The sequence below is a fragment of the Streptomyces sp. 8K308 genome (genome assembly GCF_004348315.1).
Taxonomy (GTDB): domain Bacteria; phylum Actinomycetota; class Actinomycetes; order Streptomycetales; family Streptomycetaceae; genus Streptomyces.
This window is the reverse complement of sequence record NZ_SMKC01000089.1, coordinates 1-21,759: the sequence shown is the minus strand read 5'-3', so window position 1 is coordinate 21,759 and position 21,759 is coordinate 1. Positions and strand designations below refer to the sequence as shown.

15 protein-coding genes, 1 tRNA gene and 1 pseudogene are annotated in these 21,759 nt (G+C 74.6%); 2 read left to right on the top strand and 15 right to left on the bottom strand.

Annotated features, from left to right (window positions below; translation table 11 throughout):
- Nucleotides 1–84: 84 nt before the first annotated feature.
- From E1265_RS15375 to E1265_RS15365, 3 genes are all read right to left on the bottom strand, one after another.
- Nucleotides 85–158, bottom strand: a tRNA-Thr gene (locus E1265_RS15375).
- Between the two features lie 263 nt (nt 159–421).
- A complete protein-coding gene (locus tag E1265_RS15370) occupies nt 422–2,026 on the bottom strand; it encodes an alpha/beta hydrolase (RefSeq protein ID WP_132930867.1) in 1,605 nt (534 codons plus the stop codon).
- Between the two features lie 42 nt (nt 2,027–2,068).
- Nucleotides 2,069–3,271 (bottom strand): DNA polymerase III subunit delta', encoded by a 1,203-nt coding sequence (locus tag E1265_RS15365; protein WP_132930866.1) that lies wholly within the window; start codon nt 3,269–3,271, stop codon nt 2,069–2,071.
- Nucleotides 3,272–3,397: 126 nt separating this feature from the next.
- Between E1265_RS15365 and E1265_RS15360 the strand changes: the two genes are divergently transcribed.
- A complete protein-coding gene (locus tag E1265_RS15360) occupies nt 3,398–4,099 on the top strand; it encodes a hypothetical protein (RefSeq protein ID WP_132930865.1) in 702 nt (233 codons plus the stop codon).
- On the opposite strand, the gene tmk is transcribed toward E1265_RS15360, so the two are convergent.
- From tmk to E1265_RS15320, 8 genes are all read right to left on the bottom strand, one after another.
- Nucleotides 4,096–7,068: a dTMP kinase gene (gene tmk / locus E1265_RS15355; protein WP_132930864.1), complete on the bottom strand. Its 2,973-nt coding sequence runs from the start codon at nt 7,066–7,068 to the stop codon at nt 4,096–4,098. The two genes, E1265_RS15360 and tmk, sit on opposite strands and share 4 nt — an antisense overlap.
- Before the next feature lie 225 nt (nt 7,069–7,293).
- Entirely contained in the window at nt 7,294–10,119 is a 2,826-nt protein-coding gene (gene topA / locus E1265_RS15350) for a type I DNA topoisomerase (protein ID WP_132930863.1), read from the bottom strand.
- Nucleotides 10,120–10,333: 214 nt separating this feature from the next.
- Nucleotides 10,334–11,878, bottom strand: a complete 1,545-nt coding sequence (locus E1265_RS15345) for a class I SAM-dependent methyltransferase (protein ID WP_132930862.1) — start codon at nt 11,876–11,878, stop codon at nt 10,334–10,336.
- Between the two features lie 55 nt (nt 11,879–11,933).
- A complete protein-coding gene (locus E1265_RS15340) occupies nt 11,934–12,677 on the bottom strand; it encodes a small secreted protein (protein ID WP_243740812.1) in 744 nt (247 codons plus the stop codon).
- A 358-nt stretch (nt 12,678–13,035) separates the two neighbouring features.
- Nucleotides 13,036–13,986: a phosphorothioated DNA-binding restriction endonuclease gene (locus tag E1265_RS15335; RefSeq protein WP_132930860.1), complete on the bottom strand. Its 951-nt coding sequence runs from the start codon at nt 13,984–13,986 to the stop codon at nt 13,036–13,038.
- A 49-nt stretch (nt 13,987–14,035) separates the two neighbouring features.
- A complete protein-coding gene (locus E1265_RS15330; protein WP_132930859.1) occupies nt 14,036–16,372 on the bottom strand; it encodes a sodium-translocating pyrophosphatase in 2,337 nt (778 codons plus the stop codon).
- A 227-nt stretch (nt 16,373–16,599) separates the two neighbouring features.
- Nucleotides 16,600–17,019 carry an ATP-binding protein gene (locus E1265_RS15325; RefSeq protein WP_132930869.1) on the bottom strand — a complete coding sequence of 140 codons (420 nt, stop codon included), beginning with the start codon at nt 17,017–17,019 and terminating at the stop codon, nt 16,600–16,602.
- 151 nt (nt 17,020–17,170) lie between these two features.
- A complete protein-coding gene (locus tag E1265_RS15320) occupies nt 17,171–17,512 on the bottom strand; it encodes an STAS domain-containing protein (RefSeq protein WP_052847650.1) in 342 nt (113 codons plus the stop codon).
- A gap of 136 nt (nt 17,513–17,648) precedes the next feature.
- Here E1265_RS15320 and E1265_RS15315 point away from each other — a divergent pair, with 136 nt between their 5' ends.
- Nucleotides 17,649–20,048: a DEAD/DEAH box helicase gene (locus tag E1265_RS15315; RefSeq protein WP_243740811.1), complete on the top strand. Its 2,400-nt coding sequence runs from the start codon at nt 17,649–17,651 to the stop codon at nt 20,046–20,048.
- Nucleotides 20,049–20,147: 99 nt separating this feature from the next.
- Here E1265_RS15315 and E1265_RS15310 read toward each other — a convergent pair.
- The 4 genes and pseudogenes from E1265_RS15310 to E1265_RS15295 all read right to left on the bottom strand — a co-directional run.
- Nucleotides 20,148–20,345, bottom strand: a pseudogene (locus E1265_RS15310) (Rv3654c family TadE-like protein); the annotation flags it as partial.
- Nucleotides 20,346–20,421: 76 nt separating this feature from the next.
- On the bottom strand, nt 20,422–20,796 hold the full coding sequence (locus E1265_RS15305; protein ID WP_132930857.1) for a TadE family type IV pilus minor pilin: 375 nt from the start codon (nt 20,794–20,796) through the stop codon (nt 20,422–20,424).
- Nucleotides 20,783–20,920: a DUF4244 domain-containing protein gene (locus E1265_RS15300; protein WP_243740810.1), complete on the bottom strand. Its 138-nt coding sequence runs from the start codon at nt 20,918–20,920 to the stop codon at nt 20,783–20,785. Before E1265_RS15300 ends, E1265_RS15305 begins: the two co-directional genes overlap by 14 nt.
- 195 nt (nt 20,921–21,115) lie before the next feature.
- Complete coding sequence (locus E1265_RS15295; protein ID WP_207931081.1) at nt 21,116–21,757, bottom strand: type II secretion system F family protein; 642 nt, start codon at nt 21,755–21,757, stop codon at nt 21,116–21,118.
- Between the last annotated feature and the right edge of the window lie 2 nt (nt 21,758–21,759).

Genomic DNA, 21,759 nt, shown 5'->3' with positions numbered 1-21,759 from the left:
CGCTGAGCGGGCACGGCGCCGCCGCCGTATCCGCTGACACAGAGAACCCCAGGTCAGAACAGTCTGACCTGGGGTTCTCGGGTGAGCCGCCTGAGGGAATCGAACCCTCGACCTACGCATTACGAGTGCGTCGCTCTGGCCGACTGAGCTAAGGCGGCGGGGCGCTGAGACCCCCGTGGGGGTACAGCGCTGGTTAGTCTACACAGGTTTGGGGGGTGCGCCCGAACGCCTTCTGCGGAGGAGGTCGTCGGTCGCCTCGCGCAGGGCGCGGAGGTGTTTGGCCCAGCGGCGGCAGTCTAAGCAGCTGGTCAGGTGGGTGTCGAGCTCATGCTCGGTGACCTCAGGGGGCAGGGGGTCCCCCATGGATCTCGCCGATATGGCGGTGCGGAAGCGGATGCACGGCATGGATACATGATCCCAGTCACGAACAGGTGGTTCCGTCCTCCGGGCTGGTGTTCTCCAGGAGGTAGCGGTTGACCGCGGAGTCGACGCAGGGACTGTTGCCGCCGTAGGCGCCGTGGCCGTCGCCGTCGTAGGTGAGGAGGACGCCGGAGGAGAGCTGCTCGGCCAGGCCCTCGGCCCAGGCGTAGGGGGTGGCGGGGTCGCGGAGGGTGCCGACGACCAGGATGTCGGAGGCGCCTTCGGCGGCGATGCTCACGGGTTCGCCGGTGGGCTCGACCGGCCAGGCGGCGCAGAGCAGGGTGGCCCAGGCGAAGTCGCGGCCGAAGGTGGGCGAGGCGTCCTCGAAGGAGCCGATGGTGGTCTCGAGTTCGGCGACGTCCGCGTTGCCCGCCGGGCTGTCCAGGCAGCTGATCGCGGGGAAGGCGAAGTTGGAGCTGCCGTAGCTGCCGTCGGGGCCGCGCTCGTTGTAGTCGTCGGCGAGGGAGAGCAGCGCGGCGCCGTCGCCGTCGTTGATCGCGGCGGAGAGCGCCTGGCGGAGGTCGGGCCAGAGGAACTCGGCGTACAGCGCGTTGGCCACGCCGGTGGTGGCCAGGGACTCGGTGAGCTGGCGATCGTCGCCGGTGGGCAGGGGCTCGGCGTCGACCTGCTCGAAGAAAGCGCTCATGCGGTCGGACGCCTCGTCCGCGCCCTCGGTGCCCAGCGGGCAGTCGGCGAAGGAGGCGCAGTCCTCGGCGAAGGAGCGGAACGCGGTCTCGAAGCCGCCGGACTGCTCGCGGTCGGTGTAGAGGGTGGGCAGGCGCGGATCGATCGCCGCGTCGAGCACGAGGCGGCCGACACGCTGCGGGTAGAGGCCTGCGTAGACGGCGCCGAGCTTGGTGCCGTAGGAGAAGCCGAGGTAGTGCAGCTGGTCGTCGCCGAGGGCGGCCCGGAACACGTCCATGTCGCGGGCGGTCTCGATGGTGGAGATGTGGGAGAGCAGGTCGGTGCCCGAGTTCTCCGCGCAGGCGGTGGCGAACTCGTCGAAGGCCGCGAGGAGCTCTTCTTCCTCGGCCTCGTCGTCCGGGGTGCGGTCGGTGAGCGTGTACTCGTCCATCGCGGGGCCGTCGAGGCACTCGACGGGCTGGCTGCCGCCGGTGCCGCGCGGGTCGATCGCGGCCATGTCGTAGCGGGCGAGCACCTCGGACGGGAAGATGTACTCGGCCGAGCTCTGCGTGAAGTCGACGGCTGAGGAGCCGGGGCCACCCGGGTTCATGAGGAGGGCGCCGATCCGCTGGTCGGGGTTGGTGGCCGCGGAGCGGGTGACGCGCAGCTCCATGTCGCCGCCGCCCGGGTTCTCGTAGTCGAGGGGGACGGTGAGGGTCGCGCACTCGTATCCGCCGCCGCACGCGGACCAGCTCAACTCCTGCTCGTAGTACGGCTGGAGGTCGGCCGGGATCTCCTCGGGCAGCGGTTCGAGTGCCGGGGCGTCCGGTGGCGGCTCGACGGAGCCCGAGGTCTCGGACGAACCGTCGTCGGAGCCCGAGGGGTCGGTCGCCTCCGGCCCGCCTCTGGAGGAACAGGCGGTGGCCAGAAGGGCGGTGGCGACGCAGAGCGTCAGAGCCGTCTTGCGTGGTGCGCGCATCATTCCCCCGTTGTCCGTGGTGCGGCCTGTGAGGAGCGTAGCCGCTCAGCGCAGGGCCATGGTCATCGCCTCGACGGCGAGCAGCGGCGCCACGTTTCGGTCGAGGGCTTCGCGGCACTCGAGGATGGCCTCCATCCGGCGGAGCGTCTGCTCGGGGCGGGAGGCGGCGGCGACCCGCTCGACGGCGGCCGCGCTCTCGCCACCGGCCAGGGCGACGGCCGAGCCGAACTGGCGGGCCAGCACGTCCCGGTAGAAGGCGGTGAGGTCGGTGAGGGCCAGATCGAGCGCGTCCCGCTGGGTGCGGGTGGCGCGGCGCTTCTGGCGGTCCTCGAGCTCCTTCATGGCGCCCGCGGTGCCGCGCGGCAGCCGCTTGCCCTCGGCGGCGCCGAGGGCGGCCCGCAGCTCCTCGGCCTCCTTCTCGTCGAGCTCCTCGGCGAGCTGCTTGGCGTCCTCCGCGGCCGCGTCGACCAGCTCCTGGGCGGCGCGCAGGCAGCCGCCCACGTCCCCGACGCGCTCGGGGAGCTTCAGGACGGCGAGCCGGCGGGCGCGGGCGCGCTCGTCGACGGCGAGCCGGCGGGCGCGGTCGACGTGGCCCTGGGTGGCCTGGGCGGCGGCGTGCGCCACCTCGGGCTCGACGCCGTCCCGCCGGATCAGCAGGTCGGCGACGGCGCCGATGGGCGGGGTGCGGAGCGAGAGCTGGCGGCAGCGGGAGCGGATGGTGGGCAGCACGTCCTCGATGGAGGGCGCGCAGAGCAGCCAGACGGTGCGGGGCGCCGGCTCCTCGACGGCCTTGAGCAGCACGTTGCCCGCGCCCTCGGTGAGCCGGTCGGCGTCCTCGAGGACGATGACCTGCCAGCGCCCGGACGCGGGCGAGAGCTGGGCGCGGCGGACCAGCTCCCTGGTCTCCTTGACGCCGATGGTGAGCAGGTCGGTGCGGATGGCCTCGACGTCGGCGTGGGTGCCGATCAGGGCGGTGTGGCAGCCGTCGCAGAAGCCGCATCCCGGCTGGCCGCCGAGCGCCCGGTCCGGGCTGACGCACTGGAGGGCGGCGGCGAACGCCCGGGCCGCGGCGGCCCGGCCCGCGCCGGGCGGGCCGGTGAACAGCCAGGCGTGCGTCATGGCGGAGCCGGAGAGCTCGGGCTGCTCGCCGCGGTCGACGGCGGTGACGAACGCGTCCGCGTCCCGCGCGGCGGCGGCGAGCTGCGCCGCGACCCGCTCCTGACCTACCAGGTCGTCCCAGACCGCCATGTCCGCGCTCCTCTCCGCCACCGGAACCTCTACGGCCGACGACGACCATTCTGCGGCACGGCACCGACAGCGCCGCCGTTCGGAGGAATTCACGCCGAATGGGCGGGCGTATGTGAGGTTCTTCGCATGATGCGCATGTCATTCGGCGGGCCGGCCATGGGGGCGTGGTTGGCAACGGCCGTCACACTGCTGCTGGTCGGCGGGGCGCTCGCCACCGCCACCGGCGCCACCCCCGCCTCGGCCGCGCCGGCCGACACCGTCGCGCCCGGGGCGAGCTCGGCGCTCGGCCTCTCCTCGACGCTCGGTGGGGTCGACGTCGCCGAGGCGCGCGCCAGCTACCCGGAGGGGCCGCTACGGGACGCCGTCGACTCGGTCGAGGTGGGCGCGGCAGCCCGCGCGGACGCCGCCTCCGGCGTCGCGCTCGGCGCGACGGCCGGCGTCACGGGCGACGACACGACGGGCGAGACCGCCGCCAGAGCCGGCGTGGCGGAGCTGACCCTGCGCCTTGGGGGCGGCACGCTGACCACGGGTCCGGTCAGCGCGGACTGCTCGGCGGGCCCGGGGCGGGCTCCGACCGGCGCCGCGTCCCTCACCGATGCCGGCCTCGCCCTGCCCGGCCACGACCCCCTGACGTTCGACGAGGCGCCGGCGGCCGACACTGTCGTGTCGCTGCCGGACGGCCTCGGCCGGGTGGTGCTCAACGAGTGGATCGCCGGGGCCGACGGCTCGCTGACCGTCAACGCGCTCCGCCTGGAGACGACGGACGGCGAGCTGACACTCGGCACCGTCACCTGCCAGGGCGGCGGGCCGGTGGCCGAGGCGGCCTAGCGGCGCCGGCGGTCGTCGTCCTCGCCGTCCTCGCCCTCGCCCCGGTGCGGGCCGAGCAACTCGTCGGCCAGCGTGGGCAGGTCGTCGAGCGGCGTCTCCTCGGCCCACTGGGGCCTCGGCCGCGGCCGGTCCGGGTCGAGCTGCGGCAGCGGCCGCGTCTCGTCCACCGAGTCGTCCCGCTCGCCGGGGCGGTAGGCCGGCGGCCGGGGCGCCTCGGGGCGCGGGATGACCGCCGTGTCCTCCTCGTCCGGGGTGACGGGCCGGTGCGCCGGGGGCTTGGGGAGCTGAACCGTCTCGGCGCTGTCCGAGACATCACCCGAGGCGTCCCGCTTGGCCTCCCGCGCGGCCTGCTCGGCGGCGGCGCGCCTGGCCTCCTCGGCCAGCAGCGCGGCCTCGGCCTTCCGCTGCTTCTCGACCCGCCGCGCCTCGGCCTCGGCGCGCAGCCGCGCCTCCTCCTCGGCCGCCCGGCGGCGGCGCTCCTCCTCCTCGCGGAGCCTGCGCTCCTCCTCGGCGCGCCTGCGGGCCTCCTCCTCGGCCCGGCGCCGCTCCTCCTCGGCACGCCGGCGCGCGTCCTCCGCGCGGCGCCTGAGCTCCTCGGCACGACGGGCCTCCTCGGCCAGCCGGCGGGCCTCCTCCTCGCGCCGCTTGCGCTCCTCCTCCTCGGCGCGCAGCCTGGCGAGCTCCTCCTGCCGCTCGCGCTCCCGGCGGTCTTCCTCCTCCTTGCGCTTGCGCTCCTCCTCGGCGCGCCTGCGGGCCTCCTCCTCGGCCCGGCGGCGCGCCTCCTCGCGGGCGCGCATCTCGGCCTCGGAGAGCGGCAGCATCTGGTCCAGCCGGTGCCGGGCGGCGGTGGTGACGGACTCCGGGTCCTGGCCCGCGTCGACCACCAGGTAGCGCGCCGGGTCGGCGGCGGCGAGCGCCAGGAAGCCGGCGCGCACCCGCTGATGGAACTCGCTCGGCTCGGACTCCAGGCGGTCGGGCGCTTCGGTGAAGCGCTCCCGCGCTGTCTCGGGGGAGACGTCGAGCAGCACCGTCAGGTGCGGGACCAGGCCGCCGGTGGCCCAGCGGGAGATGCGGGCGACCTCCGTGGGCGACAGGTCGCGGCCGGCGCCCTGGTAGGCGACGGATGAGTCGACGTAGCGGTCGGTGATCACCACCGCGCCGCGCTCCAGCGCGGGCCGGATGACGGTGGCCACGTGCTCGGCCCGGTCGGCCGCGTAGAGCAGCGCCTCGGCCTGGTGGGAGAGGCCGCCGGAGGAGACGTCGAGCAGGATGGAGCGCAGCCGCTGGCCGACCGGCGTGGCGCCCGGCTCCCGGGTGACGACGACCTCGTGGCCCTTGCCCCTGATCCACTCGGCGAGCTTGTCGACCTGGGTGGTCTTGCCCGCGCCGTCGCCGCCCTCGACGGCGATGAAGAAGCCGGACGCGGCCTGGCCCGAGGGCGGTTCGACGTTGCGCCGGACCGCGTCCGCCAGGTCGCGGCGAATCGGCACGCCGCGCCGGTCGTCGGTGCGGCCGAGCACGACGGCGGCGACCGGCAGCAGCAGGGCGCCGACGATCATCAGGGTGAAGGCGGCGCCGCCGTGCTGGATGACGAACTCGCCGCGCTCGACGCGGTGCGGGCCGATGAACGCGGCCGCGAGCGGGGCGGCGACGGCGGCCAGGGCGATGGCGAGCCGCACCACCGCGTGCAGGTGGCGGGTGAGCTCGGGCCGCCGGAACTCCTCGGTCTCCTGGTCGAGCAGCACGTGCCCGGTGTGCGCGGCGACGCCCGCGACGACGCCGGTGGCGAGGGCCGTGAACAGCACCGTCGCCGGGTCGGAGATCATGCCCACGCCGAACAGGCCGAGCCCGGTGAGGGCCAGGGCCAGCGCGAGGAGGCGCCGGCGGGAGAGCGCGGGGACGGTCACGGGCGCCAGGCGCACGCCGGCCGCCACGCCCCCGGCGAGCCCGAGCACCAGCAGCCCGAAGGTGACGGGGCCGCCGCCGAGGTCGCCGGCGCGCAGCACGCCGAGCGCCACGGCCGCCGCGATGGCCGCCGCGACCGAGGCGCAGCCGAGCACCAGCACGGGGATGGCGCCGGTGCGGCCCTTGAACGGGACGGTACCGGCGGCCGGCCGGCGCAGGCCCTCGAGCGGTGAGACCGGCCGGCGCGGGTCGGCCGCGGGCAGGTCGAGCATGACAAGCACGGAGATAGCGGCCGCGAAGAAGCCGGCGGCCACGTAGGAGGCGAGGGCTGCCTGGTGGGTGTCGAACCAGTCGAGCCCGGTGGCCAGCAGGTTGCTCACCAGCGAGGCGGCGACCAGCGCGCAGGCCGCGATCGGCAGCGCCAGGTAGCCGCCGCGCAGCCAGAGCCGACGCAGCGCCTCGCGGTGGTCGGGCAGCGGGCGGACCGCCGCGCCCTCGGGCGGCGGCGGGGGCAGCAGCGCGGGGGCGACCCCGTCCCGCGCGGTGGCCCAGAGGCTCTCGCCGACGCCGAGCAGGAAGACGGTGCCGAGCAGGTAGGCGTAGGCGGCGTCCGGCGTCCAGTCGATCCAGAGCGGCGCGATGATCAGCAGCACCGCGCGGACGCCGTCGATCGCGACCATGGTCCAGCGCCGGTCGAGCGGCCCGGCCGGGGAGAGCAGCCCGGCGACGGGCCCGAGCAGGGCGACGCCGGCCAGCGCGGTGGCGACGAGCCGGACGGCCACGGCGACCGTGACGGCCAGCGCCACGCCCCGGTACTCGCCGCCGAACAGCGGCTCGCCGCCGTCCGCCGGGATGTGCAGGGCCGCCTGCACGCTCAGCAGGAGCAGGACGAGCAGCGCCAGCGCGTCGCCGGTGGCGCCGCTGACCTGTGCCTCCCAGAGCCGGCGCAGCGCGGGGACCTGAAGCAGGGCGTGTCTGGCGCGTTCGCGCGAATCGGCGGCGAGTGCCTCGTCGGTGGCTCCGCAGGCGGGGTCGACAACCTGTGGTTGCTCTGCTCGCGTCATTCGGCCAGGGTAACGCTCGCCACGGACAGCCAGCGCACCCACCCGAACATTTGCCCGGGCAACGGGAGCGCGGGCGAACGGCGTTACGCGCCCTCGGAGCCCTGGCGCTCCGCTGGAAGCGCCGCGACAGGCCGTCGATCACGTGCGGGCCCGTCACGGCTGATCGCGCCCACGCGGCGGAGCCGCACGACGCAGACCGCCCCGCGCCCTGTGAAGGCGGAGTGCTCAGGCGCCTGAGTCCGTGGCCGTGGAGTTCTTCTTGGCCGCGGTCTTCTTGGCGGCGGTCTTCTTGGCGGCGGTCTTCTTGGCGGCCGTCTTCTTGGCGGCCGTCTTCTTCGCCGGGGCCTTCTTCGCCGCCTTCTTGGTCGCCTTCTTCGCCGGCCCCTTCGCCCGCTTCTCGGCCAGCAGCTCGTAGCCGCGCTCGGCCGTGATCGTCTCCGGGTCGTCGTCCCGGCGCAGCGTCGCGTTGGTCTCCCCGTCGGTGACGTACGGGCCGAACCGCCCGTCCTTCACCACCACGGGACGGCCCGTCACCGGGTCCTCGCCCAGCTCCTTCAGCGGCGGCTTGGCCGCGGCCCGGCCGCGCTGCTTGGGCTGCGCGTAGATGGCAAGCGCCTCCTCGAGGGTGACCGTGAAGATCTGCTCCTCGGTGGCCAGCGAACGCGAGTCCGTCCCCTTCTTCAGGTAGGGACCGTAGCGGCCGTTCTGCGCGGTGATCTCCGCCCCCGACTCCGGGTCGACGCCGACCACCCGCGGCAGCGAGAGCAGCCGCAGCGCGTCCTCGAGCAACACGGTGTCGATCGACATCGACTTCAGCAGCGAGGCGGTGCGCGGCTTCACGGCGTTCTTGCCGGTCTTGGGGGTGTCCTCGGGCAGCACCTCGGTGACGTACGGGCCGTAGCGCCCGTCGCGGGCCACGATCGGGTGGCCGGTGTCCGGGTCGGTGCCCAGCTCGAAGTCGCCGCTCGGCTTGGCGAGCAGCTCCTTGGCGAGGTCGACGGTCAGCTCGTCCGGTGGCAGGTCCTCCGGCACGTCGGCCCGCTTGCCCGGCTCGCCCGGCTCGGCGCCTGGCGCGGGCGGCGCCTCGACGTAGGGGCCGTAGCGGCCGACCCGCAGCACGATGCCCTCGCCGACCGGGAACGACGAGATCTCGCGGGCGTCGATCGCGCCGAGGTCGGTGACCAGCTCCTTGAGGCCGCCGAGGTGGTCGCCGTCCCCGTTGCCCGCGTCGGCCGCGGCGCCCGCGGCCCCGCCGGCCTGTCCGTTCTCGCCGAAGTAGAAGCGGCGCAGCCACGGCACGGCCTCGGCGTCGCCGGTGGCGATGCGGTCGAGGTCGTCCTCCATCTTGGCCGTGAAGTCGTAGTCGACCAGCCGGCCGAAGTGCCGCTCGAGCAGGTTGACGACGGCGAAGGAAAGGAAGGAGGGGACCAGCGCGGTGCCCTTCTTGAACACGTAGTGCCGGTCGAGGATGGTGCCGATGATGGAGGCGTAGGTCGACGGGCGGCCGATCTCGCGTTCCTCGAGCTCCTTGACCAGGGTGGCCTCGGTGTAGCGCGCGGGGGGCTTGGTGGCGTGGCCGTCCGGGGTGATGGCGCGGGCGGTGAGCGGGTCGCCCTCGGCAACCTGCGGCAGCCGGCGCTCCCGGTCGTCGACGTCGGTGCCCGGGTCGTCCACGCTCTCCACGTACGCCTTGAGGAAGCCGTGGAAGGTGATCACCTTGCCGGTCGCGCTGAACTCGCAGTCCCGCCCGTCGGCGCTGGTGCCGCCGACGCGCACGGCGACCGACTGGCCGACCGCGTCCTTCATCTGGGAGGCGACGGTGCGCTTCCAGATCAGCTCGTAGAGCCGGTACTGATCGCCGGTCAGGCCGGTCTCGGCCGGGGTGCGGAAGCGGTCGCCCGAGGGGCGGATCGCCTCGTGCGCCTCCTGCGCGTTCTTCACCTTGCTCGCGTAGACGCGCGGCCGGTCCGGCAGGTAGTCGGCGCCGTAGAGCTGGGTGACCTGGGCGCGGGCGGCGGCGACGGCGGTGTCGGACAGCGTGGTGGAGTCCGTCCGCATATAGGTGATGAAGCCGTTCTCGTAGAGCCGCTGCGCGACTTGCATGGCGGCCTTGGCGCCCATGCCGAGCTTGCGCGACGCCTCCTGCTGGAGCGTGGTGGTGCGGAACGGCGCGTACGGCGAACGGCGGTAGGGCTTGGACTCGACGGAGCGCACGGCGAAGGTGGTGCCCGCCAGCGCGCGCGCCAGGGCGCTCGCGCTCTCCTCGCTCAACGCCTCGACCTGGTCGGGGTGGCGCAGCTGACCGTCGGGGCCGAAGTCGCGGCCCTGGGCCACCCGGCGGCCGTCGAGGGCGGCGAGCCGGGCGTCGAACGCCTCGCCACCGGGCACGGTGGCGAAGGTGCCGGTCAGGTCCCAGTACTCGGCGGAGCGGAACGCGATCCGCTCCCGCTCGCGCTCGACCACCAGGCGGGTGGCGACGGACTGCACGCGGCCGGCCGAGAGCCGCGGCATGACCTTCTTCCACAGCACGGGCGAGACCTCGTAGCCGTAGAGGCGGTCGAGGATGCGGCGGGTCTCCTGGGCGTCGACGAGCAGCTGGTTGAGCTCGCGGGGGTTGTTCACCGCCTGCCGGATGGCGTCCCTGGTGATCTCGTGGAAGACCATGCGGCGGACCGGGACCTTGGGCTTGAGCACCTCCTTGAGGTGCCAGGCGATGGCCTCGCCCTCGCGGTCCTCGTCCGTGGCGAGGTAGAGCTCGTCGGAGTCGGCCAGCAGCTCCTTGAGCTTCCTGACCTGGTCCTTCTTGTCGCTGTTGACGACGTAGAGCGGCTCGAAGTCCTCGTCGACGTTCACGCCGAGGCGGGCCCAGGGCTCGCTCTTGTACTTGGCGGGCACCTCGGCGGCGCCGCTCGGCAGGTCGCGAATGTGCCCGACGCTCGCCTCGACCACATAGCCGGGACCCAGGTAACCCTTGATCGTCTTCGCCTTGGCGGGCGACTCGACGATCACAAGTCGGCGTCCGCCGTTCGCGGTCTCGCTGGTCGGGGACAACTCTCGCTCTTCTCTCCTGCCCGGGGAAAGTACTGACGGTGCGGAGTGTGACGGTACATCCCCGCTTCGTGTCAAACGGGAAAACCCCGCAACGCATCTCGAACGGTAACCCGAGATCAGCCATTCCCGCCGCCCGGAGACGCCCGCCGGGTCGTCCGGGCGCGGCCGCGACACTCACGCACCGTCACGGCACGCGGCTCACGGCGGTCCCGCCTCAGCCGGCGCGCTCGCCGTGTGGCACGAGAAAGCCCTGCTCAACGAGGGGTCGCAGCCAGCCGGCCGCCTCAGCACGGAGCGTGACGGGATCCTCCGCGAGCAGGTGGGCGATGGCGTCCACGATCGCGCCGGCCACGAGGGTTCCGTCACAGCCGCCGGCGAACCCGGCGCTGATGGTGTCCATGGCGCGGGCGCGCAGCATGCCGTGGCGCTGCCGCAGGACGACGTGCTCCGGGTCCTCGGCGCCCGGGCTGCCGAGCTGTTCCTGGACGATGCCGTCGGCGAGCAGGTAGCGGTGGCGCAGCAGCGCCGCGTCGTCGTGGGCGCGCAGGAACTCCTGGCGCTCGAAGTGGGCCGGCACGGACGGGCCGAGCGGCTGTTCGACGCTGTGCGGCCAGTCCTCGGCAGTGACGGTGGGGTCGCTGGTGCCGGTGTGGCGCAGGGTGATCCAGCCGAAGCCGACGGCCTCGGTGCGGCGGGCGGCGAACTCGTCGAGCCAGGCGTCGTAGGCCGCGGCGTAGGCGGCGGGGTCGCCGCGGTGGGCGCCGGCGTCGCGCAGCCACAGCTCGGCGTACTCGGTGACGTCCTGCCGCTCGCGCTGCACGATCCAGGCGTCGCAGCCGGGTGGCACCCAGGCGGCGACCCGTTCCCGCCAGTCCTCGCCGGTGACGTGCTGCCAGTTGGCGAGCAGCTGGCACCAGCCGCCCTCGGTGAGGTGCGCGGCCGAGCGCTCCACCAGGCGGCGGCAGAGCTCGTCGCCGCCGAGGCCGCCCTCGCGGTAGGTGAGCGCCCGCGCGCCGGCCGACGGGGCGATGACGAAGGGCGGGTTGGAGACGACGAGGTCGAACCCCGGCTGGTCGGCGACCGGTTCGAAGAGCGAGCCCTCGTGGAGGGCGGGCGCCGGCGCGCCGGAGAGGGCGAGGGTGGCCGCGGCCATCCGCAGCGCGCGGGGGTTCACGTCGGTCGCGGTGACGTGCTCGGCGTGCTGGGCGGCGTGCAACGCCTGGACACCGCTGCCGGTGCCGAGGTCGAGGGCGCGGCCGACGGGCCGGCGTACGGTGATCGCGGCGAGGGTGGCGGAGGCGCCGCCGACGCCGAGGACGACGTCGGTGCGGCGGCCGGCCGCGCCGGCAGCGCCGCCCACCGCGCAGCCGAGGTCGGAGACGACCCACCAGTCCTGGCCCTCGGGGCCGGCATAGGGACGCACGTCGACGGTCGCACGCAGCTCATCGCCGTCGGGCGCCAGCCAGCCGTCGGCGAGCGCCGCTTCCAGCGCGGGCCCGGGGAGCGCGGCGCGGGCGGCGGCCCGCGTCACGGCGTCCTGGAGCAGGAAGAGCCTGACGAGGGTGGCGAGCGGTCCCGCGTCCCCGCGGACGGCCCGGCGCGCGGGGACGGTCTCGCCGCGGGCGAGGGCGGCGTGGGCGGCGGCGCCGAGGAGCTCGGGGAGGCCGCCGGGGGTGAACGAGGCCGCGAGCAGGGCCTCGCGCAGCGGTGCGGTGCCCGGCCCTGGGGCGGGGAGTCGGGTGTGGGTCACGGGCACCATTGTGCGGACCGGCCGCGGTAGGCCGGTCCGCACGGGGGGTCGGGGAAGCGCCGGGTCAGCCGTTAGCGCCCTCGAGCTCGGTGCCGCTCGGCTGGTCGGCGTCCTCGTTCTCGGCGCTCTGGTTCTCGGTGCTCTGGTTCTCGGCGTCCTCGCCGGCGTCGGCGCTCTCGTCGCCGCCCTCGCCGCTCTCGGACCCGCCGCCCTCGGACTCGCCCTCGGTCTCGGTCCCGGCGTCCTCCGAGGCGTCGCTCGGGGCCTCGGCCGGTCCCTGGCAACCCTCCTGACGGGCCATGGCCTCGCCGAGCTCGCCGGACTGGAGCTCGTTGAGCGCCGCGTCACCGCTCTGGCCCAGCTCCTGCAGCTGGCCGGCGACACCCTGCAGGCCCTCGGCGAACGCGGCCTGGTCGGAGGTGTCGAGGCCCTCGACCGTCTGCTGGAGCTCGGCGTAGGAGTCGGAGATCGCGCGCAGTTCGGAGACCGCGTCCTCGCGCAGCTGGGCGCCGTCGTCCACCGGCGGGTCGCCGGCCGCCTCGACGGCGTCGGCCAGGGAGGCGTAGGCCTCGGAGATGTCCTGGAACGCCGCGGAGTCGGCCTCCTGAACCTCGGCCGGGGAGCGGTCACCGGCGCTGGCGTCCGTGATGGCCGCGTTGGCCGCCTGGATCTGTGCCACCTGGGGCTGCACCTGGTCGCAGACGTTCTTGGCCCACTCGTCGGTCTGGGCCTGGCTGTCGTCACCACACGCGGACAGCGTGAGCACCAGGGCCGCACTGCTCGAGAGTGCCAGCGCGAGCTTCTTCATCACCGTTCCTCGTCCCTTCGTGCCACGGGGGCGTAGGGGGCTGTCGCCAGAGGGCCGGCCGGCTCGCGACGAGCCCCCAGCCTGGCGGCTGGGCGGTGCCCCCAGGCATCCCGCCTTGCCGCGTTGCCCCACGCCGCGGAGCGGCATATCGACGCTGCGCGCGAGTACGGCCAAGTACGAGCTGCGCTGCTTTCAATATGCGGCTCCGCCGCGTGGGGCGCCTCGCCAGACGGGCGCCATTCGTCGCTCGCTGTTCGACCGCCCCTCTGGCGACAGCCCCACGGCGCGAACTTACACGCCGGGCTTCCCTCGTCCGAGTGACGGCCGGAGCGGTTTACCCGGAATATAGCCATTTGCACTAGCGTTCGGCGCTCCCGGCGAGCGCGCGACCACGCTTGAAGACCTGTGTGTCATGCCACTCCACGAACCGCCGCGCCGGCGCCTCGTCGGCGCGGCGTGGAACGGTCAACGGCTCGCCTTCCAGGTCGGCCACAGCGAGCCCGGCCCGGCCGCGGGCCACGTACAGCGCGGAGACCCGGATCCGCCGCCGCGCCGTGAGGCCGAGCACGCCGAGGTCGAAGAGCGTGTGATGAAGCGAACAGAGCGCCAGCGCGTTGGGCAGCTCGTCCGGGCCGTCCTGGCTGTGCCAGCGGATGTGCGCGGCCTCGAGGCCCACCGGGTCGCGGCCGAGCGCGCCGTCGAAGCCACACATCGCGCACGCGTAGGCGTAGGCGCGCAGCACCTCCTCGGCGAAGCCGGCCCGCCTGACGGGCGGGCGGCGGGGCCGGTCGCCCTCGACGACGAGCCGCAGCGCCGCCTCCTCGAGCGCGGTCAGGTCGAGGCCGGCGGCGGCGCAGATGGCCGGTTCGAGGGCCGGCGTGAAGTGCTGGTCGAGCAGCAGCCGCGCTGCCCTGGCCGGCATGCCGGGCTCGGCGAGCAACGCCTCCACCTCCGCCCTGAGCCGGCCGTGCGCGCCCTGTTCGTGGAGCCAGCCGCTCCGGTCAGGGACGCGCGGGCCGAGCGGGGTGCCGGCGGCGTCCCTCAGCTCCCAGAGCTCGCGCTCCAGGTGGACGAACGGCATCGCGGCCCGCCGCCTGGCTCGGCCGGGGTCGCTGACCGCCGGGCCGAAGTCGTTGATCATCCGGCTGACGGGCTCCTCCGCCTCCACGTAGGAGACCGCCGTGCTGCCCCGCTCGACGAAGCGCCCCACGAGCCACAGCAGGAACAGCGGCTTGTGGGGCGCCCGGCGTCCGGCCACCTGGGCCTGACGGAGCGAGGCGAGCAGCGTCAGCAGGTCGTCCGGGGTCATGGGGTCAGCCTGCCACGGCCGGCCAAGTAGCCGGCCGTGGCTGGGGACTTCAGGTGGTCTCGGCGGCGGGGAGCGCCGCCGGGCTCGGGGTGTCCTCGACGGCGATGCCGCGGCGCCGCGAGACGTGCACGGCGCCGGCGATGACCAACAGCGCGGCCACGGCCAGGGCGGCGCGGACCGGCGCGCTGGCGTCGTCGCCGTAGGAGAGGCTGATCACCGCCGGCGCGATCAGCAGGGCCACCAGGTTCATGACCTTCAGCAGCGGGTTGATGGCCGGTCCCGCCGTGTCCTTGAACGGGTCGCCGACCGTGTCGCCGATGACGGTCGCCGCGTGCGCCTCGCTGCCCTTGCCGCCGTGGTGGCCGTCCTCGACCAGCTTCTTGGCGTTGTCCCAGGCACCGCCGGAGTTGGCCAGCAGGACCGCCATCAGGACGCCGGCGCCGATCGCGCCGGCCAGGAACGAGCCGAGCGCGCCGACGCCGAGGCCGAAGCCGACCGCGATCGGGGCGAGCACGGCGAGCAGTCCCGGGGTGGCGAGCTCACGCAGCGAGTCGCGGGTGCAGATGTCGACGACCTTGCCGTACTCCGGCTTCTCGGTGTGGTCCATGATCCCGGGGTGGTCGCGGAACTGCCGCCGCACCTCGTAGACCACGGAGCCGGCGGAGCGCGAGACCGCGTTGACCGCGAGGCCGGCGAAGAGGAAGACGACGGCGGCGCCGATGACCAGGCCGACGAGGTTGTTGGGCTGGGATATGTCGAGGCTCAGGCCGGTCTCGCCGAGCACGTCGGCCGCGCTGAGGCCGACGTCGCCGGTGGCCTCTGCGATGGCGTCCCGGTAGGAACCGAACAGGGCGGCCGCCGCCAGCACGGCGGTGGCGATGGCGATGCCCTTGGTGACGGCCTTGGTGGTGTTGCCGACCGCGTCCAGCTCGGTGAGCACCCGCGCGCCCTCGCCCGTGACGTCGCCCGACATCTCGGCGATGCCCTGCGCGTTGTCGGCGACCGGGCCGAAGGTGTCCATGGCGACGATCACGCCCACGGTGGTCAGCAGCCCGGTGCCGGCGAGCGCCACGGCGAACAGCGCCAGCATGATGGTGCCGCCGGCCAGCGCGAACGCCGCGTAGACGCTGAGCGCGACCAGCAGCGCGGTGTAGACGGCGGACTCCAGGCCGAGCGAGAAGCCGGAGAGCACCACCGTGGCCGGGCCGGTGCGCGAGGTCTTGCCGATGTCCCGCACGGGCCGGCGGCTGGGCTCGGTGAAGTAGCCGGTGAGCTGCTGGATCAGCACGGCGAGCACGATGCCGATGGCGACGGCGGCGAGCGCGAGGAGCCGCGGGTCGGCGTCGTGGGCCATGATCTCGGGGTCGTCCACGCCGTCGAGCTCGGCGAAGCTGGCGGGGAGGTAGGCGTAGGCGGCGACGGCCACCAGCACCAGCGAGATGCCGGCGGAGGCGAAGAAGCCGCGGTTGATGGCGGTCATGCCGCTGCGGTCGCCGCGCCGGGGGGCGACCAGGAAGATGCCGGCCATGGCGGTCAGCACGCCGATGCCCGGCACCAGCAACGGGAAGGCGAGGCCGGCGTCGCCGAACGCGACGGTGCCCAGGATGAGGGCGGCGACGAGGGTGACCGCGTAGGACTCGAAGAGGTCGGCCGCCATGCCGGCGCAGTCGCCCACGTTGTCGCCGACGTTGTCCGCGATGGTCGCGGCGTTGCGCGGGTCGTCCTCGGGGATGCCCTGCTCCACCTTGCCCACCAGGTCGGCGCCCACGTCGGCGGCCTTGGTGAAGATGCCGCCGCCGACACGCATGAACATCGCGATCAGCGCGGCGCCGAGCCCGAAGCCCTCCAGGACGCGGGGCGCGTCGGCCGCGTAGACCAGGACCACGCAGCAGGCGCCCAGCAGGCCGAGGCCGACGGTGCACATGCCGACGACGCCGCCGGTGCGGAAGGCGATGCGCATCGCCGTTTCCCGGCCCGCCTCACGCGCCGCCGCGGCCACCCTGACATTACTGCGCACCGCCAGCCACATTCCGAGATATCCGGTGGCCGCGGAAAAGACCGCGCCGATCACGAAGAACACGGAACGGCCGGCGCGCTGCCCCCAGTCGTCGGCGGGCAGCGCCAACAGCAGAAAGACCACGGCGACGGCGAAGAACGCGAGGGTACGCAGCTGGCGGGCGAGGTAGGCGTTCGCGCCCTCCTGGACCGCGGCGGCGATCCGCCGCATGGATTCGGTGCCCTCGCCGGCGGCGAGCACCTGCCGCACCAGCGCTAAGGCCACGCCGAGCGCGGCGAGCGCGACCACCGCCACCACCACGACGAGGCCCCGGTTCCCGCCGGTGAGCTCGGCGGCCTCCGCTGCCTGCGTGAGATATGGATGTGCCATTCGTCCTCCTTGACGCTCAGGCGCTGATCCGAGAACAGACAGACGTGGCCGGAGTGTAGAGAGACGCTCGACATCAAGACAGGGGCCGGGAAGGGGAATTACCGTGAATTACCGTGCCCGGCGAAGAACGATCTTCGCCGGGCACGGGGAATTAAGATCAAAAAGGGGATCCGAGAGAAGATCGAATTCGGCGCGAAGATCGAATTCGAGGATCGAACGCGGTCGCGTCAGGGGATGACGGCGGTGGCGGTGGGCCAGCTCATGCGGATCTTGCCGCCGTGCGTGTCGGAGATCACCTCGACGTCGTCGACCAGACCGCTGATCACGGCGAGGCCCAGCTCGTCGGTGTCCTCGGCGGCCTCGGCCGCCGTCTGGTCCCTGGGGGTCGGGACCACGCTCGGCGCGTCGTCACCCACCTCGATGGAGAACGACTTCTCGCCCTCCGTCAGCGCCACCCGCACGGGGCTGGTCAGCCCGTGCAGGGCGTGCAGGCCCACCGCGCGACTGCACGCCTCGCCGACCGCGAGCCGCAGCTCGTCGAGCACCGACTCGTCAACCCCGGCGCGGCGGGCGACCGCCGCGGCCACCAGCCGGGCGGTGCGCACATGCTCCGGGGACGCGCTGAAGCGGAGTTCCACGGTGGCCATACCATCCCCCTCGATCCTGCGGGCACACGCCGCCCCGGCCGCGACACGGAGGACGCCGAACGCGTCGGCACCACCGAGGCCCGGAGCGGTCACCTGATCATTCTTACGCGGCCGGGCGCGCGACCGCGCGGGGCGGCGCGCTGACGACGCCTCAGTCGGTGGCCGCGATGGCCTCGTCCACGGACTCGTGGATGGGGAACACCTTGGTCAGGCCGGTGATCCGGAAGATCTTCAGGATGCGCTCCTGGTTGCACACCAGGCGCAACGAGCCCTCCTGGGCCCTGACCCGCTTCAGGCCGCCGACCAGCACGCCGAGACCGGTGGAGTCCAGGAAGTCGACGCGCTCCATGTCCACCACGAGGTGGTGGTTGCCGTCGTTGACGAGCTCAACCAGCTGTTCGCGCAGCTTGGGCGCGGTGTAAACGTCAATCTCGCCGCCTACCTCAACGACCGTGCGGTCGCCAACGGTTCGGGTCGACAGGGACAGGTCCACGGATCCTCCAGCACCTTGCTAACGAGCGGTCGCCCCCCATGGATCGGCAGCCGCCAGGGCATTCAACCACTTACCGCCTGCCCAGCACGACGTCTTACAGCCATTGTCCGTCAGACCAGTGACAGACTCGATGGCGATGTCCCCTGTGCACCCACCGCCGCGCGCGGGCGAGAACAACGGCCACCGGCCGTCGCCGCGGGCTGTCCTCGACCGCCTGGGCGGCCACCGAAACCGGGCAGAGCGGATCACTCACACGGAGCACGTGCCCGCCCGTGCCGGCAGCCATGCCCCCTGGCCCGAGGAGATACGCCCCGAGGTCGTCGCGGCCGTGGCGGCGGCCGGCATCGACCGGCCCTGGGCGCACCAGGCCCGCGCCGTCGGGCACGCGTTGCGCGGCGAGTCGGTGGTGATCGCCACCGGCACCGCCTCAGGCAAGTCGCTCTCGTACCAGGTCCCGGTGCTCGACGCGCTGCTCGGCGCGGCCCCCGGGCCGCGGCGGACGGCGACCGCGCTCTACCTCTCGCCGACCAAGGCCCTCGCCGCCGACCAGCTGCGCGCGATACGCCAACTGGCCGCGCCGCTCGGCACCGCCGTGCGGCCCTCGGTCTACGACGGGGACACCCCGCACGAGGAGCGGGCCTGGGCCAGGGAGCACGCGAACGTGCTGCTGACCAACCCGGACATGCTGCACCGCGGGCTGCTGCCCGGGCACCGACGCTGGTCCTCCTTCCTGCGCGCGCTGCGCTACGTGGTGGTCGACGAGTGCCACGTCTACCGGGGAGTGTTCGGCTCGCACGTGGCCCAGGTGCTGCGCCGGCTGCGGCGGGTCTGCGCGCACTACGGCGCCGAGCCGGTGTTCCTGCTGGCCTCCGCGACCACCGCCGAGCCGGCGTCCGCCGCCGGCCGGCTGACCGGGCTGCCCGTGGTGGAGGTGACCGAGGACGCCTCGCCGCGTGGCGAACTGGTGTTCGCCCTGTGGGAGCCGCCGCTGACCGAGGCGGTCGGCGAGCGCGGCGCGCCGGTCCGCCGCACCGCCACCGCCGAGACCGCCGAGCTGCTGACCGACCTCACCGCGCAGGGGGTCCGCACCGTCGCCTTCGTGCGCTCCCGGCGCGGCGCCGAGCTGATCTCACTGATCGCCCAGGAACGCCTCGCGGAGACCGACCGGGCGCTCGCCGGCCGGGTGGCGGCCTACCGCGGCGGCTACCTCCCCGAGGAGCGCCGGGAGCTCGAGCGGGCGCTGCACGGCGGCGAGCTGCTCGGCCTGGCCGCCACCACGGCGCTCGAACTCGGCGTCGACGTGGCCGGCCTGGACGCGGTGCTGCTCGCCGGCTACCCGGGGACCAGGGCCTCGCTCTGGCAGCAGGCCGGCCGGGCCGGCCGCCAGCGGCAGGGGGCGCTCGCCGTGCTGGTGGCCCGCGACGACCCGCTGGACACGTATCTGGTGCACCACCCGGACGCGCTGTTCAGGCAGCCGGTGGAGAGCACCGTGCTCGACCCGGGCAACCCCTACGTGCTGGCCCCGCACCTGTGCGCCGCCGCGGCCGAACTCCCGCTGACCGACGCCGACCTGGCCGGCGACGAGGCGCTGTTCGGCCCGACCGCCGGCGAGCTGCTGCCCAAGCTCGCCGACCGCTCGCTGCTGCGCCGGCGCGGCTCGGCCTGGTACTGGACGCGCCGGGAGCGGCCGGCCGACCTGGTGGACATCCGCGGCTCGGGCGGCGACCCGGTGCGGGTGGTGGAGGCGGCCACCGGCCGGCTGCTCGGCACGGTCGACGCGGCGGCCGCGCACGGCACCGTGCACGACGGCGCCGTCCACCTGCACCAGGGGCGCACCTATGTGGTCAGGGAGCTCGACCTGGCCGACTCGGTGGCGCTGGTGGAGGAGTCCAACCCGCCCTGGACCACCTCGGCCCGGGAGGTGACCGAGCTCACCGTGCTCGAGACGGACACCGAGGTGCCCTGGGGCGACGCGCGGCTGTGCTTCGGCTCGGTGGAGGTCACCCACCAGGTGGTGTCCTATCTGCGGCGCCGGCTGATCAGCGGCGAGGTGCTGGGCGAGACCCGGCTCGACCTGCCGCCGAGGACGCTGCGCACCCGCGCGGTGTGGTGGACGATGACCGACGACCAGCTGGACGCGGCCCGGATCGCGCCGGAGATCCTGCCCGGCTCGCTGCACGCGGCCGAGCACGCCGCCATCGGGATGCTGCCGCTGTTCGCCACCTGCGATCGCTGGGACATCGGCGGGGTCTCCACCGCGCTGCACCCGGACACCCTGATGCCCACGGTCTTCGTGCACGACGGCCACCCGGGCGGCGCCGGCTTCGCCGAGCGCGCCTTCCACACCGCCAGGCGGTGGCTGACCGCGACCAGGGACGCGATCGCCGCCTGCGAGTGCCGGAGCGGCTGCCCGTCCTGCATCCAGTCGCCCAAGTGTGGCAACGGCAACGAACCGCTCCACAAGCGCGGCGCCATCCGGCTGCTGACGGAGCTGCTGCGCGGCGCCGAGGGCGGCCCGCCCGGCGACGGCCGGTGAGGGCGCCGCCGGCCGGATGCCGAGGGTCTCGGAGCCCGGCGGCCCGGCCCGGGCCCTGGCCTCGGCCGTGTAGGGGCCGGCGGCGGCCTCGGCGGTGAGGTCGGCGATCTCGCCGACCAGCTGACAGCGGGTCAGTCGCGCGCCCTGCGCGCCGGCCACCCGCTCGGCCAGCGCGCAGGCCGCCTCGGCGCCGGAGAGCGCCAGCTCGGCGGCGGCCAGGGCCGCGAGGTCGGCGGCGGTCGCCGCGCGCTGCCGCGCCCCCAGCGCCTGGCCGAGGGCCAGCAGCACGCCGAACACCAGGCACAGCACGGCGACGCAGCAGGCCGCGATCAGCGTGCCCGAGCCCCGGTCGCCCGCCCGGGGGCTGCGGCGGTCAGTCGGGCTCGGCACGCGCCACCGCCTCCCCCGAGACCGGGAGGGCGAGCGGTCCTGGGCCCGGCGCCCCGACCGTCACCACCACCCGGTGCAGGCCGCCGTCCCGCTCGATCCGCACCTCGGCGCCGCCGGGAGCGGCGGCCCGCGCCACAGCGGTCACCTCCGCCGCCGGCTCGCCGCGGGCCACGGCGCGCGCCCCGGCCCGGGCCGCGTCGCCGCAGCGCAGTTGGAGGGCGACCGCGCCGAGGCCCCACAGCAGCATGCCGAGGAGCAGGAGCAGGGCGGGCACCGCCAGCGCGCTCTCCGCCGTGACGAAGCCCCGGTCGCCCCGATCGCCCTTGTCGCACCGGTCGCCGCGCTCACATCGGCGCACTGAGCGCCCCTTCGATCAGGTCCTGCAGCGCGCCGCGCACCCCGCCCCCCGTGACGATCTCGAGCAGCAGAGTCGCGAGGCCCACCGCGGCCAGCGTGCCGATCGCGTACTCCGCCGTGCTCATCCCGGCGTCCCCTCGCAGGCCGGCCCGTCGCCCGGACCACCGGGCGGCTGCCGTCTCGCTCGTTCCACGCATCGTCCTCATTCCCTTCCTTCGCCGTGTCTCTTCGGTCTGTTCGGTGTTGGGTGTTGGGTGTTGGGTGTTGGGTGTTGGGTTGTTCGGCGTGTTCGGCGTGTCTCGTCGTTCGGTCGTGGGCCGTCACAGCAGCGGCTCGGTGAGGCCGAGCACCACGGGGGCGACCCCGATCAGCAGGAAGCTCGGCAGGAAGCAGAGGCCGAGCGGGGCGGTGGCCCACACCGCGGCCCGGCGGGCCCGCGCCTGGCCCGACCGGCGGCGGCGCGCCCGGCTCTCGGCCGCCTCGGCCGTCACCGCCGCGACCACGGGGGCGCCGCTCGTGCCGGCCAGCTCGAGCCGCCTGGCCAGGCCGGCCGCCCCCGGCAGCTGGCCGAACCTGCCCCACACCGCCGCTGGGTCGCCGCCGAGGCGCAGCTCGGCCGCCGCCCGCAGCAGGCCCCGGCCGAGCGGCCCGTCCAGCGCGGCCCCCACCGCCCTCGCCGCCTCGCCAGGCGCCGCGCCGGCCGCCAGGCAGGCGACCAACAGCTCGGCGGCGAGCGGGAGCTGCCGATCCTCCGCGGGGCGCCGGCGGCGCCTGGACGGCAGGACGCTCGCCCGTGTGGGCCGCGGCTCGTCGGCGGCCAGTCCACCAGGCCCGCCCCGCGCCGGACGGAAGGCCAGGGCCAGCGCGAGCACCGACGCCAGCAGCAGCGCGGGCTGGCCGGCCGCCGCCACGGCGCTCACGCCCCGCCCCGCTCGGCCGCCCGGGTCAGCGCCCGGCACCAGGC

Coding starts and splice junctions, on each gene's coding strand:
- E1265_RS15370 (WP_132930867.1), bottom strand. CDS start 2,026: ATGATGCGCGCACCACGCAAGACGGCTCTGACGCTCTGCGTCGCCACC.
- E1265_RS15365 (WP_132930866.1), bottom strand. CDS start 3,271: ATGGCGGTCTGGGACGACCTGGTAGGTCAGGAGCGGGTCGCGGCGCAG.
- E1265_RS15360 (WP_132930865.1), top strand. CDS start 3,398: ATGATGCGCATGTCATTCGGCGGGCCGGCCATGGGGGCGTGGTTGGCA.
- tmk (WP_132930864.1), bottom strand. CDS start 7,068: ATGACGCGAGCAGAGCAACCACAGGTTGTCGACCCCGCCTGCGGAGCC.
- E1265_RS15345 (WP_132930862.1), bottom strand. CDS start 11,878: ATGGTGCCCGTGACCCACACCCGACTCCCCGCCCCAGGGCCGGGCACC.
- E1265_RS15340 (WP_243740812.1), bottom strand. CDS start 12,677: ATGAAGAAGCTCGCGCTGGCACTCTCGAGCAGTGCGGCCCTGGTGCTC.
- E1265_RS15335 (WP_132930860.1), bottom strand. CDS start 13,986: ATGACCCCGGACGACCTGCTGACGCTGCTCGCCTCGCTCCGTCAGGCC.
- E1265_RS15330 (WP_132930859.1), bottom strand. CDS start 16,372: ATGGCACATCCATATCTCACGCAGGCAGCGGAGGCCGCCGAGCTCACC.
- E1265_RS15325 (WP_132930869.1), bottom strand. CDS start 17,019: ATGGCCACCGTGGAACTCCGCTTCAGCGCGTCCCCGGAGCATGTGCGC.
- E1265_RS15315 (WP_243740811.1), top strand. CDS start 17,649: ATGTCCCCTGTGCACCCACCGCCGCGCGCGGGCGAGAACAACGGCCAC.
- E1265_RS15300 (WP_243740810.1), bottom strand. CDS start 20,920: ATGAGCACGGCGGAGTACGCGATCGGCACGCTGGCCGCGGTGGGCCTC.